Genomic DNA, 16,136 nt, shown 5'->3' with positions numbered 1-16,136 from the left:
TGTCGTGACGATTACACGGCGCCACAACACATGAGGAAGTGATCTGCCCCGGTGACCACCCCTACCAATGCCGGGTCTACTGGTGGACCTGCTGCACTGGCTGCCCTGCACCGCATGCGGCAACGCGGCTATGTGGAAGACGATTGGCGGGCACGTCCCGTCCCGGAGAAACCGTGGCCTATTGTGCTACTGCACGGCACACTCACGGCTGCAGGTGATCTCTTTCTTCTGGTGCGCTCACTGCGCCGCGCCGGCTGGGTGGTGTTCACCCCCGAATTTGGCCATCGGGGGACGCGGCCGATTGAGGATTCCGCCTCCCAGGTGTCGGCCTATATCGATCAGGTGTTACACGCCACCGGGGCGGGGCGGTGCATTGTTGTCGCCCACTCTCAAGGGGGTCTGGTTGCCCGCTATATTTTGCGCCATTTCGACGGGGCAACTCGGATTGCCCACCTGTTGTGTCTTGGCACCCCGAACCATGGCACCTCCCTGGGTGGGATGGTGTCCACACTGATTGCCCGGGATGCAACAGTGGCTGTCGCGGAAAAAGCAGTCGATGTGTATTTTGGGCAGGCCGGTCGGCAACAATTGCACGGTTCGACGTTTTTACACGAACTCAACACTCCCAGTGAAACCGTCCCTGGGGTGGGCTATACGCTCATTGCTACCCGTTCGGATGCAACAGTGCGCCCACCGTCGAGTTGTTTTCTTTCCTCCCCAATCCCGGGGCAGGTGACAAACTTTTTTGTGCAAGATATTTTCCCGCTATACCCGGCGTCACATGGGGATCTTGTCCGGGATCGCCAGATTCGGCGCATCGTGATTGACCGACTGCAACACTTGGCGTTCACAGCTGCCTCAGCAGCGCTACGCGAAGCCACCAATTTACGTCCCGGGGTGCTTACCCGTGGGGTAGATGATTTACACCGCCGCTACGAACCGGGGGAAGATCCTGCCGCGGAGCAGCCAGCTTCCACCATCGCCGCATCCGCTTCAGCAGGCAGCGACGAGCGAAGTTCCACTGACCATCCCACACCAGATGTGGTTGAGGCTGATGTGAAAACTCATACTGGGTTATCACCGTCTTCGCGGGCAGATTCACCGTTGCGCGCCGCCTCGGATTTCCAAGCACCGTCGGCGCAAGCGGATGACGAATCATGGTTTGATGCAGCCTTTGATCCTGACCATGATGATCCCACTGATGAACAAGGTTTCGCCGCTACAGCGCTTCTGCCTGGGGCGGCCACCAACAAACTGTTGCAGCAGTGGTCGACCAGCGACACCCCGGAATTAACCCGCCGCAAAGTGCGGAAATTAAAGCGGAAACATAAAAAAGCTGCGAAAGACTCCACCCGGCACCGCAACCGGCAGCACACCACCCCGCGCAGCTTCGCGTTTTCCCCGGAGGAAGATCTCAACGATCCGCAAAATCATGCCCCCGACCGGCTAGCGTCCACCCGTGATCCCCGCCAATCAAGTGACCGCAACGCCAAAAGCACCACCGACCATGCCCCGGAGACTGACCCATGCCACGAAACTGGCGATGCTCCCGGGCACAACGGCGGGAACAATACCGATGGGACGCCGCGATAATATGGCGTTTGCACTGTTGCGGCTCATCCCACCACAAGGCCAGGTTCCCAGGAGCTGCGGATTGTTATCTTCCAGTGCTCGGCATCCTGCCGCAGACGGCAATATATCTCCCGGCGACGATAACGCACCTGCTGGCCGTCCACTCATCGTGGTATTCCATGGGGCAATGTCCTCCGCAGGCAATAGTGAGCCTCTGCTGCAGGCGTTGAGCGACGCAGGATTCCCGGTTGTGGCTGTGTCCTATGGCCATCGCGGCACTGATGGACTTGCCCGCTGTGTGGAGGATGCAACAGCCCACGTTGCAGCGCTTCTTCCCACGCATCGACCCATGGTGTTGATCGGTCATTCGCTGGGGGCTTGGGTTGCCACCCAGGTAGCCTTCGATCCCCGGATCATGCCACAGGTTCGCGGCATTATCGGGCTTGCCGGCGTGTTTCGCGAACCTGCCCGGCCGTTATCATTAGCGAAACGACTCTTAGTGCGAGTATTCGCGGGCAAAGCTGCTGCCGAGTTTGTTAGTGGCACGCTTGCCCACACAGGCATCCCACCTGAAGCAATTGTTTCCGCAGGAATACCGGTGTGGTCGCTGCGCAGTACCGCCGACACTATCGTTCCGCTGTCGTGTAGTGCCCTTGGGAAAGTGCACACTATCGCCGGGGTAAGCCACGCGGCGATGGCGCGAGTCACAGCGCCGGTGGTGCAGTGGTGTCAGGCGATCGCCGTCACACAGTGACCACACACCACCTGGGTGCGCTGCAGCAGGGAAAGCCGTTGCCTACGAGTATCGTGCACAGTGCACCACCTAGCCGGTGTGCACTGTATCGCGCCGGCAAGCAGGAGAAAAAAGCAGCCATCCCGTCTCCCCTGGCTGGGATGAGGAAGGCCTACACGGCCGGCACAGGAGCGGGTTCACCGAAGTGAACCGCGCATTGTTGCAGGCTGCACCTGTCTTAGTGGTCACACTTGGATACTGTACGGGACTGCCTGGTTACAGCATTTTGCCGTGCACATCCCAGGTGCCGGATAGTTTCGCTTGCCGGATCGCGGCCATGCGGCGAAAACCGACGGCATGGTCGGCGAGGAAGTTCGCCAATTTCATCCAAATTGATTCGCCGTGGTCGGCAACGGATCGGAAGTATTCATCTAAATCTACTTGGGCGCCGCGATATTTCCCGGCGAAAAGATAAATCATCTGTTCGGCGCGTTCCGGCGCATAGTAGAGGGCACAGCGGTCAGCAGTGTATTCCTGGGCGCGGGTGACCGACGGCGACAGCCGCAACACCGTGGTAACAGGCCGGATAATATTGCGCCACAGGTTCACATGGCCGCACTTGATATGGCCAAGTTCGTGGGCGAGCACGAATCGTAAAAATCCGAAATCGTTGTGGGCATAGGCGATATCAACAATGTCCGAGTACAGCACCACATAGCCTTTGCGAACTTTACATTTCGCTGCAAAGGCGTTGATTTGCCCGTTGCCGTTGGTGATATAGAGTCGCGGCGGCGACATGATTCCTTCGCTGGCAGTAAACCCCATCGGCCCAAGCAGCGACTGGTAGACCGCATACACTTCCGGGAATTGCCGCTCGGTAACTTCGACACTGTTGCTGATTTGATTCCAATACAAGTAGCGAATAAACCACACTGCCAATGCTGGTGCCGCAAGACCGATAAGCACCCCGGTGGTGATGTCGTCGAGTGGAATGTCGAGCAGGATCATCAGTATTGCCAGACACGCCACCAGCACGGTGAGCACCACCCCCAACATAATCAGCGGCATCTCGAAGCGGTGACGCAGTTGGGACACTGTTGGCGATGGGAAGGGCACGGTTGCACTGGTTGGCGGCAGTGGGGTGCGTTGCACCTGGCCGGTCGGCTGCAGCGGGGCAGCCCCAGGCTGCCCGGCGGTCGGGTATGGCCCAGGTGTCGCTGGTTGACCAGATGGGGAAAAGGAATCAGGCATAATTGAGCAGCGTAATGGGTGCACAATCGCAGACCAATTTCCAGCACCCGGGGCAGGCGCCGCGTCCGGCACATCGCTGAGCACGCCGTGGTGGGCGTATGAGCACCGCCGTGGTGGGCACCTGCAGCACGTTTACCCTTTGTGAAAGAAAGCTTCGGGTCGCTATCTGGGGCGGAGGTGTTACAGCCCGAGCGGTATCTGTTCCCCGGTGGTTACATGGTCGGGGCAACTGACTGGGCATTGCGCCACAACCACCGGTTCACGGCGGTGTGGTGAATCATCGTCGAGGGGCTGGTGAGTCTGGGGGCCGCCGCAGTGGTGGCATATTCCCGCCAATGGGTGACTTCCCGTACCCCAGCAAACGCATTGATGAGCCACACTGGGTGAGCCCGTAATTGCGCAAGCTGCAGACCGTCGACGGCAGTGTCCACTTGATAGCCGTGCCCGGTGAGATAATGCACCACTGCCGGCAGTGTGGTTGAGGCAAGAGCCCTTGGATGCCCGGAGATAGTGATCGTATCTGGCCCGGTGAAACACACAATGCTGGCATAGTTGGCTTCCACGATAAAACCCTGGTCATCGCAGAGGAGCGCCTCGTCGCTGTGATGTCGACGGGCTTGTGCCTGGCATCCGGCCAACCACATGAGATCGGGGCCTTTCACCGTGGGGGCTATTCGTTGATCGGTGATGGGATGCCCCCACAGGGTCAGCGTGTCAGGTATTGGGCGATCCGGCCGCCGGGTCACCACAAAATTACCGGTTGCCGGTTGATATTCCACTTTCGGATTGCTGGCGGCAGGTCCTAGCCGCAGCAGTTCTAAGCGAATGTGGTGTTCATCTTCGCGGCTCAATTCGCGGTGGGCTGCCAGCCGGGTGAGGTGTGCGGGGAAATTACATACCCGGTTGTTGATCATCCGGAATGAGGTCATCACCGCGGGCAGATGAGCGGCCACGTCGTAGCTCCTAGGGGTGGAAAAGAACAACTTGCAAAACCAAGGGGTGCGCTGATCTTGGCAGCACACCGAATTATTGGTGCACAGCTGCACGGCAACGCCTGAAATAAGGGTATGCCGTGCCGCGGAATGCCGGTGCAGGCACTGTAAGGGCCCGGCACTTCGACCGGCAGCGCCGGTGACCTGCAAACACCTGTGATCCGCCGGGATGTGGAAAGATCTCGGAGAATAAGTGAACACTCGCGGAAAAAGTGAACACTCGGCAGGTGATTTACGGCGCTGTGGTGATGGGGGCAGCTAACAGCTTTTCAAGGAAGTACAGTTTGGCCTGGACTTCGGCGAACTCCTCTGCAGGGTCAGAGAGCCTAGTCACTGCCCCACCGGCACCATAGGTGAAGCTGTCACCGGTGATCACCAGGGTGCGGATGAGCATCGCCACATCGCTGCGATCGACACCAAGATAGCCTAATGCGCCGGAATACCAGCCGCGGGGGTGCCCTTCGATAGCGGCAAGCAGCTGCATGGCGCGCTGTTTTGGCGCCCCGGTCATCGATCCACCAGGGAATGCTTGCACCACCGCCTGCAGCGGGGTGGTGGTGAGTCTGCCGGTGATCGTAGAGATCATCTGATGCCAATGGGTGAAGGTGTGCACCTCCTGCAGGGCGGGGACGGTAACACTGCCCGGCGCGCAGGAGCGCAACACATCATTGCGCAACACATCAACAATCATCATGTTTTCTGCCCGGTCTTTTTCACTTGCTGCCAGCTCCGCACGCAATGCGGCGTCTTGGGCAGGGGTAGCGCCCCGGGGGCGAGTGCCTTTCATTGGTTGGGTGATTACGGTGTCGTTGTCAACACACAGGAATCGTTCCGGGCTTGCGGAGATGATCCCCAGCGGTGGGTTGGAGGATTCCGCAATAGTCAAAATTCCGGTAAATGGTGCATCGGTAAGCTGCCGCACCCGCCGGTAGAGCTGCCAGGCGCGCTGCATCCACTGGTGGCGGTCGCTGTCGGTGGTGGTGAACTGTCCGGTGACTGCGGTGGTCAGGCACAGCTCATAGGCGTCCCCCGCAGCGATATGTTCTTGGCAGGAACGGACTTGCTGCTCATAGGTGTGCTGGTTGGTGCGTAACTGTGGGGCGTCAACCAGTGGCGGCGGCAGGATCGGATCCGGGTCGATGGCGCGGCGTCCCGGAAAGGATATCCAGCGGGAAGGGATAAACCCGCAGACCGGACCGGTGAGTGCGCCACCGTCGTGTAATTCGGTTGCCTCATAGGATAGGGCAACAATCCATGGTGGATCGGCCGGTGGTGTGGTGCGGCGCTGTTGCACTTCTGCTGCGCTGAGCAGTTGTGTGCCTGCGGCAAGCAGGGTGTGGTTGGCGAATTCGAGCCAGGCTGCGGCCGGATAGGTATCCGGCCACCGGTCGACGCCCAGGGCTTGCAGCAGCACATTGCGCAGCAGCAGGGTTCCCTGCGGGGTGCCGAAGGATTCCGGGTGAAATTGCATACCCCACTGGGGAAGTTCGGTGTGTCGCAGCATCATCACTGTGCCATCGGCGGCAGTTGCTAGCACCTCCAAGGGCAGGGAATCATCATCGATGGTCACGTCCAGCGAATGGTAACGCATCACTGTCATCGGGTTTGCTATCCCAGCAAACACCCCGGTGTGATGGTGTTGAATCTTGGAAGATACCCCGTGTTGCGGGAAGGCTGCGCGGCTGACTGTTGCCCCTGCCTGCAACGCGATGAGCTGATGCCCTAAACACACCCCCACTACGGGTTTCCCCACTGTGAGTGCCAGTGCACTGATTCCCACATCCGCGGGATTGGCGGGATGGCCAGGGCCTGGCCCCACCACAATCACATCGGCTTGCGCGAGTGTATCTCGTGCCTGATCCGGTTGCATGGTGCGGGGAATAACCACTGGTGTCACCCCTATTGCCTGCCAGATCGCATCAAGCAGCAGCCTTGAGAATGAATCCTCATTGTCGATAAACGCAACGGTAATGCCGCCTGCTTGCGCGGGTAGAGTGCGCATAGTCAAGCTTGCATCGTGTGGTGCAGATCCCATGACATATCAGTGTAAGCATCCCCCAGACAGCTTTCCCTATCGCCACCACCCAGGCACCCGCGGCGCAATCCCCACGCGCAAGCAACCATCCCTCACCCCTAGGGATCATCCCCCTCCCCAGGGACACATCTTTCCTGGTGACTTCGTTGCCACCCATCCCAATGTGGGGATGCATACTGTTGCCCCATCGGGTTGTCAGGCCCTGCTTTCAGGTCGCGGGTACAGCACCGCATGGGTGGCAAGGCCTTGCAGATACACCGACAAGCCGATACCCACAACCAAATAGAATCCGACCAGGCGAAGCGCCCACGGCAGCGAGATCGCGGCCACCACCACTGGCACGATCACCACCAACACCACCAGCGCGGTGCGGGGCAGCTGCACAATGGTGGTCACCATCGCCTGTCGGGCAAGCTCCCGCACCGAAGCATTGTGCACGTCTGCGCTTAACAAGCAGCAATACCAAACCACACAAGCAACAGCCACCAAATAGGCGACAATCACTAACGCCCGGCCAGCCTGGGTGGCCAGACTCATCGGCAAACTCGCCAGCAGGGCAAGCTCCCAGAGGGCGATCAGGGTGATGGCCACTATCACCAGCCACGGGGCAATAGCACGCAACCATGTTCGTCGCAGCGCCTGCATAAACGTGGCAAACAGGGGCGAACTATTCCCATTCAGGCGGGTGTGCACGACCGCGAAACTGGCAGTAATCCCTGCCCCACCGCACACTATCGAACACAGCCCAATGACCATTAATAGATTGAGCAGCACGATCTCGGCGAATAGCTGCAAGGCCGCATACAGCCCACCATCAATATCAAGCAGTCCCTTCACCGCCGGATCCTTTCGTTCTACCACCACCTGCAGGCGGTACATTTCCACCTGCAGCAGCGCTTATGTGTTCTGCAACGCCCACGATCACCAGGCGGCACACTAGCTTGTCCCACTGGCCTGCCCAGGCAGCTGCTGTGCACCACTGCCGGCACACACTCGTACAATCGTGCACCATGCAATAGTGCGACCGTGCCACTGTGTGACCGTCTCGCCGAGAGGTCAGGTGGCCATGGTGTCGCTGGAGTGCCACTGCGACACTGTGTAACAGTATTATCGTCGCACCCGTGGGGGTTTCGCTGTCGATTCACCAAGCCGCAACGAACCGCGCAGCGTAGTTTCTTTCGGCACCTTCCGCCCGGCAATCAGCCCAGTCAAATTCGACACACAACTCGCAGCAATAGCCTGCACTGGCTGATCGATCGTAGTCAATGTTGGAATCGTGCAACGCGCCACATCCAAGCCATCAAAACCAGTAATCGCGATATCATCCGGGCAGGAAATCCCCTGATCATGCAAGGCCCGCATCGCCCCTAGTGCCAACACATCCGATGACCCCACCACAGCAGTGCAGGACGCAGCCTGCTCGGTGCAGGCCTTCCCCAACTGGTAGCCGTAGTCAAAAGAATATGGGCGATGTTTCAACGGGGCGGTAACAATATGCTGGCTGGGCACATGCAAACCATAGTGAGCCATCCGCTCCACGAAAGCACTGCGCCGAATACCGCCGACCGTGCCCGGATTTTCATCCGTGGAAAGCAACGCAATGTGTTCATGGCCCATCGCCACGAGATGATCAACCACATCGGCGACTGCGCGCCGATCATCTATCCGCACACTCACCGTGTCGTTCGTTGGCCACGCCGGGGCTGTTGCCACCACCGACGGCACGGGCAGACTAGGTGCTGCTTTTCCGGCGACGCCACCACCTAAAAACAGTACTGCTGCCGGCTGATAGCGGGAACAAATTTCGCGCGCCTGAGCAAACTCGTCTGCATCGTGACTTGCCCGAAACAGGCTGACAGTACAATCATTACCGCGCAACAGCTGTTCAAGATCGTCGTAGAGCAGTTGAAAAAACGGATTCGACGGCCCTTTGACTACCACCGCGACGGTGCGGGCGTCGGCGGCGCGAAGCGACTTGGCGTACATATTCGGCTGATAGTTCAACCGGGTGGCTTCCGCCAGCACCCGGGCACGGGTCTCTGGGGCGATCCCGGGACTGTTATTCAACGCCCGTGACACGGTCGTCACCCCCACCCCGGATGCCAGCGCAATATCCCGGATTGTTACCGCTTTAGCTGCACTCCGCATCACCATTGACCCGCCTTTTCTTCCCGCAATGTTGTTCTTCTGCACCATCCACCCTGTAAGCACCCACAAACCCTTAGCCACCCCACTTCTGCTTGGCAGCAGCACACAACGCCCTGTGCAACAGTGTGCTGCGCAAAATAGACTGCCGACAGCATGACAGCGCAAGCGATCAGAGAGCAGATCGCCCGCGCTGCATACGAACTTCGGAGCTGGGAAGCAAACCTAAAGGGCAGTAGTGGGACAGTGCAGTGTTTATCCCTGATGAGTTTTTTCCTTGAGGGTTACTAGCCCTTCACGGCACCGGCGGCGACACCTTCAATAATGTAGCGCTGGGCGGCGATATAAAACACCACGATTGGAATAATGGCCAGCACCAGCATCGCCATCAGCGCGCCGATATCGCGGTTACCGTTCGAGCCGACCAAGAACTGCACCACCACCGGAATAGTGCGATACTCCGGGCGGGACAACCCGATAACCAAATATGGCAGCAGGAAGTCATTCCACACCCACATGGTGTTCAAAATGGCGACCGTGATCGCGGTTGGCTTCAGCATCGGCATCACAATCCGGAAATAGGTTTGGATCGGATTACAGCCATCAATCATGGCTGCTTCTTCGATCTCTAAGGGGATGGATTTGATGAAACCGGAATACATAAACACCGACAGGCCAGCACCAAACCCGAGATAGAGCACCACAATGCCCCACGGGTTACCAAGATGCAGCATGTCAGAGATTTTCACCGTCGGGAACATCACCATTTGGAACGGCACCACCATAGAGAACACAAACATGTAATACAGGGCGGTAGTCCACCAGGTTTTCACCCGGGTGATGTAGTAGGCGGTCATTGCGCAGAAGAACACAATGACGATCACCGAACAGATCGTGATAAAAAACGACCAGAAAATCGCTGAGGCGAACCCAGACAGCTGCAGGCCGGTGATGTAGTTCTCCCAGCCGACGAACATATCCCCGGTGGGCAGCACAAATGGCTGATCGGCGATGGAGAACTTCGACTTAAACGAGTTCAGCAGAATAAAGAAGATCGGACCGAGGAACACCAAGGTGAGCAGCACCAAAATGGCGTAGATGATGATCTTTGCAGCGGTGCCGACCTGATATTTTTCGGTGGCCTTCGCCTTTGTTGAAAGCCGCTTTTTCGGCGTGGTTTGTGGCGTAGACATGTTAGGCTTCAACCTCCCGGCCGCGGGTCGCGCGAATCTGGAACATGGCGATTGCCACCACAATGACCACGAAGATCACAGCCTTGGCTTGGCCAACACCCTCTTCACCGATGCGGAAGAACATCGTGTTCACAATGTTCAAAGCCACCATTTCGGTTTTATTTTGCGGGGCACCATTGGTCAGCGCCAAGTTCTGGTCGTACAGCTTGAAGGTGTTCGCCAGGGTGAGGAACAAACAAATGGTGATTGACGGCATCACCATCGGAATGGTGACGTGCCGCAACACTGTCCAGCGGCCAGCCCCGTCGAGCTCTGCGGCTTCGATAAGTTCTGGCGGCACATTTTGCAGACCGGCAATGTAGATAATCATCATGTAGCCGATGAGCTGCCAGTTGATGAGGATGATCATGCCGATATAGCCGTATTTCCAGTCGGCAATGATGGTCGTGGCATATTTCGCAAGGATCGCGTTAATGATCACCTGCCAGGTGTAGCCGAGCACAATGCCGCCGATCAGGTTCGGCATAAAAAACACGGTGCGGAAAAAGTTTGTGCCCTTGAGCTTTAAGGTGAGCACCCAAGCAATCGAGAAGGCGATGATGTTGACGGTGACAATAGAGACCACCACAACCATGGCGGTGAAGATGAAACTATCAACAAATCCGGAGCGGGTGTCGGTGAGGGCGTCGACATAATTTTGGACGCCGACCCATTCCGCGTCGGTGATCGTAGTGAAATCGCAGAAACTTAAGAATAGGCCGACGAAAAACGGCACAAGAAATGCGATCGCAAACGCCAACAGCGTCGGCAGCACGAACACCGGGAAATAATATTTGAGGTTGGATCTCATGATTTTCCCTAGAAGTGGTGGTGGAAAGCCACACGCCAGTGCCCACTGTGTTGGGGGTGAAGAAACTTGGAGTAGCGTCGCACCTGCAGTGGAGCGGTGCGGCCGGTGCCAGGCTTCCTACCCTTGTGTAGTGGGATTGACGGTGGGAGCAATAAGCGAAATCAGTATTATGTGGCAGTCGTCGGTGGCCTACCCCGGCGGCAACTGCCGAATTGGTACATGCCGGATCACCGCCACCACCGACTTGGCTCACCCAGGTGGGAGTACACATGAGGGAATACACAAGTCGGTAGTTCACGGTTGCCAAGGGATGCACAGCGTAACCGAACAGGGAAGGTGGCTGGGCGGGGGTGTGCTGGGCAACGCCGAAGCTCACCCCCTTGGCAACTGTTGACCCAGCTACTCATCTGCGCTGCTGTGCAGGTGGACAGGCTTACTTCTTTTCCGCCGCCCAGTTTTCCTTCACAGTGTCGACAACTTCCGACCATTCCATGTTGCCGGCAGCATACTGGCCGAGTGCCTGACCAAAGGCATTCTTAAACGCCTGGCCTGGATAAACGGTGAAGATCCAGGGCACCACATTGGTGTTGCCGTTGGTCATCGATTCAGCCATCTGCTTGGCCAATGGATCGTTTGGTACGTCAGCTTCGGTGTAGTTGGTGAATGGGGCGATGAAACCAAGATCGTTGACGACGTGCTCTTTGCCCTCATCGGAGAGGAACAGCCAGTTGACGAAGTCGATGGTTGCCTGCTTGTCAGCCTCGCTGGCCTTGGCGTTGATAGCCATAAATGCTTCGGTACCGATGCACAGCCCCTGCTTGTCTTCCCCGTTGTGGCCGGTGTACAGCGGCATAAACTTGATGTTTTCTTCCGCGACCGTGTTGCCGTCGATCTCGGAGATCTGCGACCAAGCCCAGGTGCCGTTTTGTACCATGGCAGCCTTGCCAAGCGCGAACTCTGCCATTGACGAAGCTACATCCTTGCTGGGGGCAAGGGAGGCAGGGATCGTCGAATCGGTGAGATAGAGATCGAAGAGGTTTTTAAACTCGTCGTTGTACTTGAATTCGACCTCAGCCGGATCCATGTCGTTGTTATCTTTGAACTCGTAGTAGAACGGCACATTCGACAGGTGGGTTTGCCAGCGCCAGTCTTCACCGGTTGCCAAAGACGTGGAGGCAAACACGCCATCGATTCCCAGTTCATCTTTCTTCGCCTGCATGTCGTCGGCGACTTCCTTCAGCTTCTGGAAGCCGTCGATCTCATCCATTGAGGATGCTTTCGCGCCTGGCAGGGCGAAGTACTTGTCGAAGATCTCCTGGTTGTAGATCAGACCGTAGCCTTCCACAGCCAGCGGCACACCGTAGACATTGCCGTCTTCACCCTTGAGGGCGAGCTCTGGGTCGTTGAGGGCTTTCGCGAAGTCGGTGTCGGTGAGGTTTTCGGTGTACTTCTGCCAAGAAGCGAGACCCACCGGGCCGTTGACCTGAATCAGGGTGGGGGCATCCGACTTGGAGATCTGCGACTTGAGGGTCTGCTCATAGGTACCGGATGCTGCGGTAACTACCTTGACCGGCACACCAGTCTTGGCGGTGTACTCTTCAGCAATCTTTTGATAAGCCGCATCTTGTTCCGGCTTCCAGTTCAGGAAGTACACCTGTCCGGCACCGTCGCCGGCCGCATCAGAGGAATCAGAGGAGCAGGCAGCAAGCCCGCTGGTGGCCAGCACTGCAGCCATGGACAGCGACAAGATCTTGGTCAGTTTCATCACACAGGAACTTTCTTTTTCAATCGATACTGCAACAGGATGATGCCATCGTGTGGTGCGCCAACTGTTGGCGCGTGCTGCTGGTTGCGCTGTGCATGTCTTGCTATGAACAACAACACCAGTAGGCGTTGCCAGGATGGGGTGTATCCGGCAAGGATGGTGAGTCAATCCCCGAACCACCGCCGCAGCATGGGGCATCAATCCCAGTTTCGGAAACGTTTCCGACTAATTGCCCACGGTAGCAGTCAAATTTTTGCAATACAATGACTTTTCCCGGAAACGTTTCCGAAGGAGATAATCATCACACCATACGGTGGGTGGGGACAGCGCTCACCGCGGTAAATAGCACAGCCGTCGCAACTAGTTCCGCCTACCAACGCGGCGCGACGGTGAGCTGCGATAGCAGCAGCACCGCCGCTCCCGGATTCCCACCAACGAGGGGCGCCATGAACGCTATTTATTCGCAGGCAAGCCCCATCTCTCCTTGTTGGGTGATCACCGACGCCAAGCAGCTTTCCGTGAGCCGCCCCATCCCCTAAGACCTCAGGATCTGTCGATCGCAGCACCAGATTTTCTGCCAGAAAAACAGCATCTACCTGCAAGAAGCAAGTATTGGCACGGGGATGTGCAAAAATCGTCCGCGGCAGCACCACTTATCCGGCCACAAACTCGCAAGGAATAGTGACGGTAAACGTCGACCCCTCCCCCACCGCTGAGCGCACCGCAATCGAACCATGATGAGCCAATACCAGCGAACGCACAATCGACAGCCCCAGCCCGTTGCCGGTGTTTACTGCCGACCGGCACCGCGACGTATCAGCCCGATAGAACCGTTCAAAAATATGGTCAACATCGTGCTGTTCCATTCCGATTCCGTCATCACTAATCTTGATTGCGACCGCCGCTGGCCGGGATGCTGATTCGGGGACTGCTTCAACAGCAAGCGTTACCTGCGCCTGGGACCCGCCATGCACTAAAGCGTTTGCCACAATATTGTTTACCACCTGCCGCAAACGGTCGCTATCAGCGATGACCTGCAATGATTCAGGGTCATCTGTGGGAAGTGTGACAGTGATTCGGCGATCCGGCCAGGCTGCCCGCATCGACTGCGCCACATCATCGATTAACAAGGCCGCATCAACCGGCGCCAACTGCAGGGGTTGGCCTTCCGCCCGAGTTAACGCCAACAGATCTTCAACAAGGGCACGCATACGCTGTGCTTCCTGCTCAATCCGGGTGAGACAATACTCCGGATCACTCACTGCACCGCTGCGATACAGTTCAGCGAAGCCTTGCAAACTCGTCAGCGGTGTCCGCAGCTCATGGGAGGCATCCCCAACAAACCGCCGCATTTGGGCTTCTTTTTCTTCCGCCTGGGTCAAGGAAATATCGAGTTTCGCAAGCATCACATTCAGCGCCCGCGATAATTGGCCAACCTCAGTGGTGGCAGGCCAGGTGGGGACACGTCGTTCATGATCACCGGCCGCAATCGCGGTAGCGGTATCTTCCAACTCTTTTAACGGCCGCAACGCGCGGCGCACCACAAACGCTGCAAGCAGCGCAAGCGCCACCAACACCACTAACCCGATGAGAGTTTCCAGCAGTGTAAGCCACACTATGAGCTGCCGGGTCGGCTCCAGGGACATGGCCACCACAGTGGTGGATTGATCATCTTGAATTGCCAACGCCCGCCACTTTGCCCACCGCTGGCCGGCATCCACACTAGGAATAGTCACCGGTATCTGCAGTTCGGTGATGGCTGACAAATCCGGGCTGATATTCGAATCGTTATACACAATCGCACCGGCCGCGGTTTCTTTATACACATAAAAATTTGACGGCGGCCGATGCTCAGCGGGCAGTGGCTGCAACAGCTGTCCACCCGCCCACGAATGCGCAGCAATCAGCAGGTCTTTATCAATGTTGCTCACTGCAACTTGCCGCATCGTCATATTGACAGCCCCGGCACTAGCAACAAGTCCCGCCGCAGACAGCAGCACTACGATACACACCAGCAGTGTTGGAAGTTTCCACAGTCGCGGATGTAGCGCCCGGTGCAGCCGCTGCCGAAACGATAAACGCTGTACTGGTGTCCCATCCGACGAACCCGCGACATGTGGCGCCCGCGGCAACTGTGCAATCCCGGCCGCGGAGTTGGCAGCGTCCCCGGGCTGTGGTGCCACCGCGGGCGACTCAGCTAGATGTTCCGGCTGGTGGTCTGTGGGATTGCCGCCCCTGTCGTGACTCATCGACACTGCCTCTCCTTGCACCGTAGCCCAGTGAACCAACCCCACTGAAAAAAGGGATCAACCCAAGTCAGATGACCTTTCCGGCCACTGTCGTGGAATCCTTCCTGCAGATCAGCCCCATCAGCAACCATCATCCGGTCGGGAAGGCACATGCCAAGGCTGTCCACACCATGCTGCCGACTCCCTGCCTGCAGACATAATCGGCAAACGTTGTTCAGCTATTTGTCACCTGACCGGGGCTGCCGCAGCACATATCCCACTCCGCGAACTGTATGAATCAGCGGCTGATGACCATCATCAATCTTGCGGCGCAGATAAGAAATATAGGACTCAACAACATTACCGTCCCCGCCAAAGTCGTAATGCCACACATTATCCAAAATCTTCGCCTTGGACACGACAACCTCGGCGTTCTCTAAAAGATACTGCAACAAGTTGAACTCTGTGGGGGACAATTCCACTAATTGTCCTGCCCGGGTCACCTCATGGGTCGCCGGATTAAGAGTGATATCAGCATAGTGAAGTGCTTGATCATCGACGCTGTCAGTGGCAGCAATCGGGGCACCACGCCGCAGCACCACCCGCAGGCGGGTGATGACTTCCTCCAATGAAAACGGCTTTGTCACATAGTCATCTGCCCCCAAGGTCAAACCATGAATACGATGCTCTACAGCGTCTTTCGCGGTAAGGAAAATCACCGGGGCAGCAATCTCATTTCGCCGCAGCTGGGTGAGCAGTTCAAACCCGTCCATACCGGGCATCATGACATCAAGGATGAGCGCATCCGGGCGGTTGCTGAGCGCTAACGCTAACGCTTCCTCCCCGCGGGAAGCACACAGCACCTCGAATCCTTGGAACTCCAAGGATATTTTCAACAATTCAACAATGTTGGGCTCATCATCACAGACCAACACTGTGGTTTTCTCCGCCGCCACAGCTCTCCTTTTCCTTCAACCTGCCCCGTCACAACCAGCCAGCCCGCGACACGCCCAAACATCTCCCGGGTGTGCGCCTGCCAATTGCGTTGCAAGCCCGTAAGGCTTCGTGTCCGGTGACGGGCAGCAGGTGACGTGGCCAATCCACGCCATTCGATTCTAATCCACGCATTCTGCCGCCATCGGTGATCTGTGCCGGACTCTTGACTTCGTCCTGCAAAGACGATTGAGACTCATAGCAAGCCAACCTGTGCACAGCGGCATATGCGCATCTCTATGATGACGGCTCTTCCTGGGAGGAGCATGGGAATAACCGTAGAAAACAACGACAGTTTTCGTTGCGCTTACCGCAACCGAATCGTTTCAGGTTCCGCACCGGCCACAATGCGCGCAGCGTCACTATCACCGCGCATTAG

13 protein-coding genes are annotated in these 16,136 nt (G+C 57.5%); 3 read left to right on the top strand and 10 right to left on the bottom strand.

The window, feature by feature from the left end; translation table 11 throughout:
• Positions 1 to 51 precede the first annotated feature (51 nt).
• Positions 52 to 1,593: an esterase/lipase family protein gene (locus tag CCHOA_RS01685; RefSeq protein ID WP_245992166.1), complete on the top strand. Its 1,542-nt coding sequence runs from the start codon at positions 52 to 54 to the stop codon at positions 1,591 to 1,593.
• Entirely contained in the window at positions 1,577 to 2,326 is a 750-nt protein-coding gene (locus tag CCHOA_RS01680; protein WP_164472344.1) for an alpha/beta fold hydrolase, read from the top strand. Before CCHOA_RS01685 ends, CCHOA_RS01680 begins: the two co-directional genes overlap by 17 nt.
• 255 nt (positions 2,327 to 2,581) lie before the next feature.
• Here CCHOA_RS01680 and CCHOA_RS01675 read toward each other — a convergent pair whose 3' ends face one another.
• The 9 genes from CCHOA_RS01675 to CCHOA_RS01635 all read right to left on the bottom strand — a co-directional run bounded on the left by CCHOA_RS01675 (position 2,582) and on the right by CCHOA_RS01635 (position 14,785).
• The gene (locus CCHOA_RS01675; protein WP_245992165.1) at positions 2,582 to 3,556 is read right to left on the bottom strand and encodes a M48 family metallopeptidase; all 975 of its coding nucleotides are present in this window, start codon (positions 3,554 to 3,556) and stop codon (positions 2,582 to 2,584) included.
• 212 nt (positions 3,557 to 3,768) lie between these two features.
• On the bottom strand, positions 3,769 to 4,509 hold the full coding sequence (locus CCHOA_RS01670; RefSeq protein ID WP_123926100.1) for an aminotransferase class IV: 741 nt from the start codon (positions 4,507 to 4,509) through the stop codon (positions 3,769 to 3,771).
• Between the two features lie 271 nt (positions 4,510 to 4,780).
• A complete protein-coding gene (locus CCHOA_RS01665) occupies positions 4,781 to 6,583 on the bottom strand; it encodes a chorismate-binding protein (protein ID WP_123926098.1) in 1,803 nt (600 codons plus the stop codon).
• Between the two features lie 195 nt (positions 6,584 to 6,778).
• Positions 6,779 to 7,462, bottom strand: coding sequence for a DUF624 domain-containing protein (locus CCHOA_RS01660; protein ID WP_123926096.1), 684 nt, complete (start codon positions 7,460 to 7,462; stop codon positions 6,779 to 6,781).
• 228 nt (positions 7,463 to 7,690) lie between these two features.
• A complete protein-coding gene (locus CCHOA_RS01655; RefSeq protein WP_123926094.1) occupies positions 7,691 to 8,779 on the bottom strand; it encodes a LacI family DNA-binding transcriptional regulator in 1,089 nt (362 codons plus the stop codon).
• Between the two features lie 236 nt (positions 8,780 to 9,015).
• Positions 9,016 to 9,921, bottom strand: a complete 906-nt coding sequence (locus tag CCHOA_RS01650; RefSeq protein WP_123926091.1) for a carbohydrate ABC transporter permease — start codon at positions 9,919 to 9,921, stop codon at positions 9,016 to 9,018.
• Position 9,922: 1 nt separating this feature from the next.
• Positions 9,923 to 10,771 (bottom strand): carbohydrate ABC transporter permease, encoded by an 849-nt coding sequence (locus tag CCHOA_RS01645; protein WP_123926089.1) that lies wholly within the window; start codon positions 10,769 to 10,771, stop codon positions 9,923 to 9,925.
• 433 nt (positions 10,772 to 11,204) lie between these two features.
• Complete coding sequence (locus CCHOA_RS01640; RefSeq protein ID WP_123926087.1) at positions 11,205 to 12,536, bottom strand: ABC transporter substrate-binding protein; 1,332 nt, start codon at positions 12,534 to 12,536, stop codon at positions 11,205 to 11,207.
• A 653-nt stretch (positions 12,537 to 13,189) separates the two neighbouring features.
• A complete protein-coding gene (locus CCHOA_RS01635) occupies positions 13,190 to 14,785 on the bottom strand; it encodes a sensor histidine kinase (RefSeq protein ID WP_245992164.1) in 1,596 nt (531 codons plus the stop codon).
• A gap of 71 nt (positions 14,786 to 14,856) precedes the next feature.
• Between CCHOA_RS01635 and CCHOA_RS10995 the strand changes: the two genes are divergently transcribed.
• On the top strand, positions 14,857 to 14,985 hold the full coding sequence (locus tag CCHOA_RS10995; RefSeq protein WP_281273276.1) for a hypothetical protein: 129 nt from the start codon (positions 14,857 to 14,859) through the stop codon (positions 14,983 to 14,985).
• An 18-nt stretch (positions 14,986 to 15,003) separates the two neighbouring features.
• Here CCHOA_RS10995 and CCHOA_RS01630 read toward each other — a convergent pair whose 3' ends face one another.
• Positions 15,004 to 15,720 (bottom strand): response regulator transcription factor, encoded by a 717-nt coding sequence (locus tag CCHOA_RS01630; protein ID WP_123926085.1) that lies wholly within the window; start codon positions 15,718 to 15,720, stop codon positions 15,004 to 15,006.
• Between the last annotated feature and the right edge of the window lie 416 nt (positions 15,721 to 16,136).

The organism is Corynebacterium choanae, from assembly GCF_003813965.1.
In the GTDB taxonomy this organism is placed as follows: domain Bacteria; phylum Actinomycetota; class Actinomycetes; order Mycobacteriales; family Mycobacteriaceae; genus Corynebacterium; species Corynebacterium choanae.
Note: the sequence above shows the minus strand (reverse complement) of the source record. Positions and strands in the feature narration are given on the sequence as shown.

Coding starts and splice junctions, on each gene's coding strand:
- CCHOA_RS01645 (WP_123926089.1), bottom strand. CDS start 10,771: ATGAGATCCAACCTCAAATATTATTTCCCGGTGTTCGTGCTGCCGACG.
- CCHOA_RS01680 (WP_164472344.1), top strand. CDS start 1,577: ATGGGACGCCGCGATAATATGGCGTTTGCACTGTTGCGGCTCATCCCA.
- CCHOA_RS10995 (WP_281273276.1), top strand. CDS start 14,857: ATGACCTTTCCGGCCACTGTCGTGGAATCCTTCCTGCAGATCAGCCCC.
- CCHOA_RS01640 (WP_123926087.1), bottom strand. CDS start 12,536: ATGAAACTGACCAAGATCTTGTCGCTGTCCATGGCTGCAGTGCTGGCC.
- CCHOA_RS01650 (WP_123926091.1), bottom strand. CDS start 9,921: ATGTCTACGCCACAAACCACGCCGAAAAAGCGGCTTTCAACAAAGGCG.
- CCHOA_RS01635 (WP_245992164.1), bottom strand. CDS start 14,785: ATGAGTCACGACAGGGGCGGCAATCCCACAGACCACCAGCCGGAACAT.
- CCHOA_RS01660 (WP_123926096.1), bottom strand. CDS start 7,462: ATGTACCGCCTGCAGGTGGTGGTAGAACGAAAGGATCCGGCGGTGAAG.
- CCHOA_RS01655 (WP_123926094.1), bottom strand. CDS start 8,779: ATGGTGCAGAAGAACAACATTGCGGGAAGAAAAGGCGGGTCAATGGTG.
- CCHOA_RS01675 (WP_245992165.1), bottom strand. CDS start 3,556: ATGCCTGATTCCTTTTCCCCATCTGGTCAACCAGCGACACCTGGGCCA.
- CCHOA_RS01665 (WP_123926098.1), bottom strand. CDS start 6,583: ATGGGATCTGCACCACACGATGCAAGCTTGACTATGCGCACTCTACCC.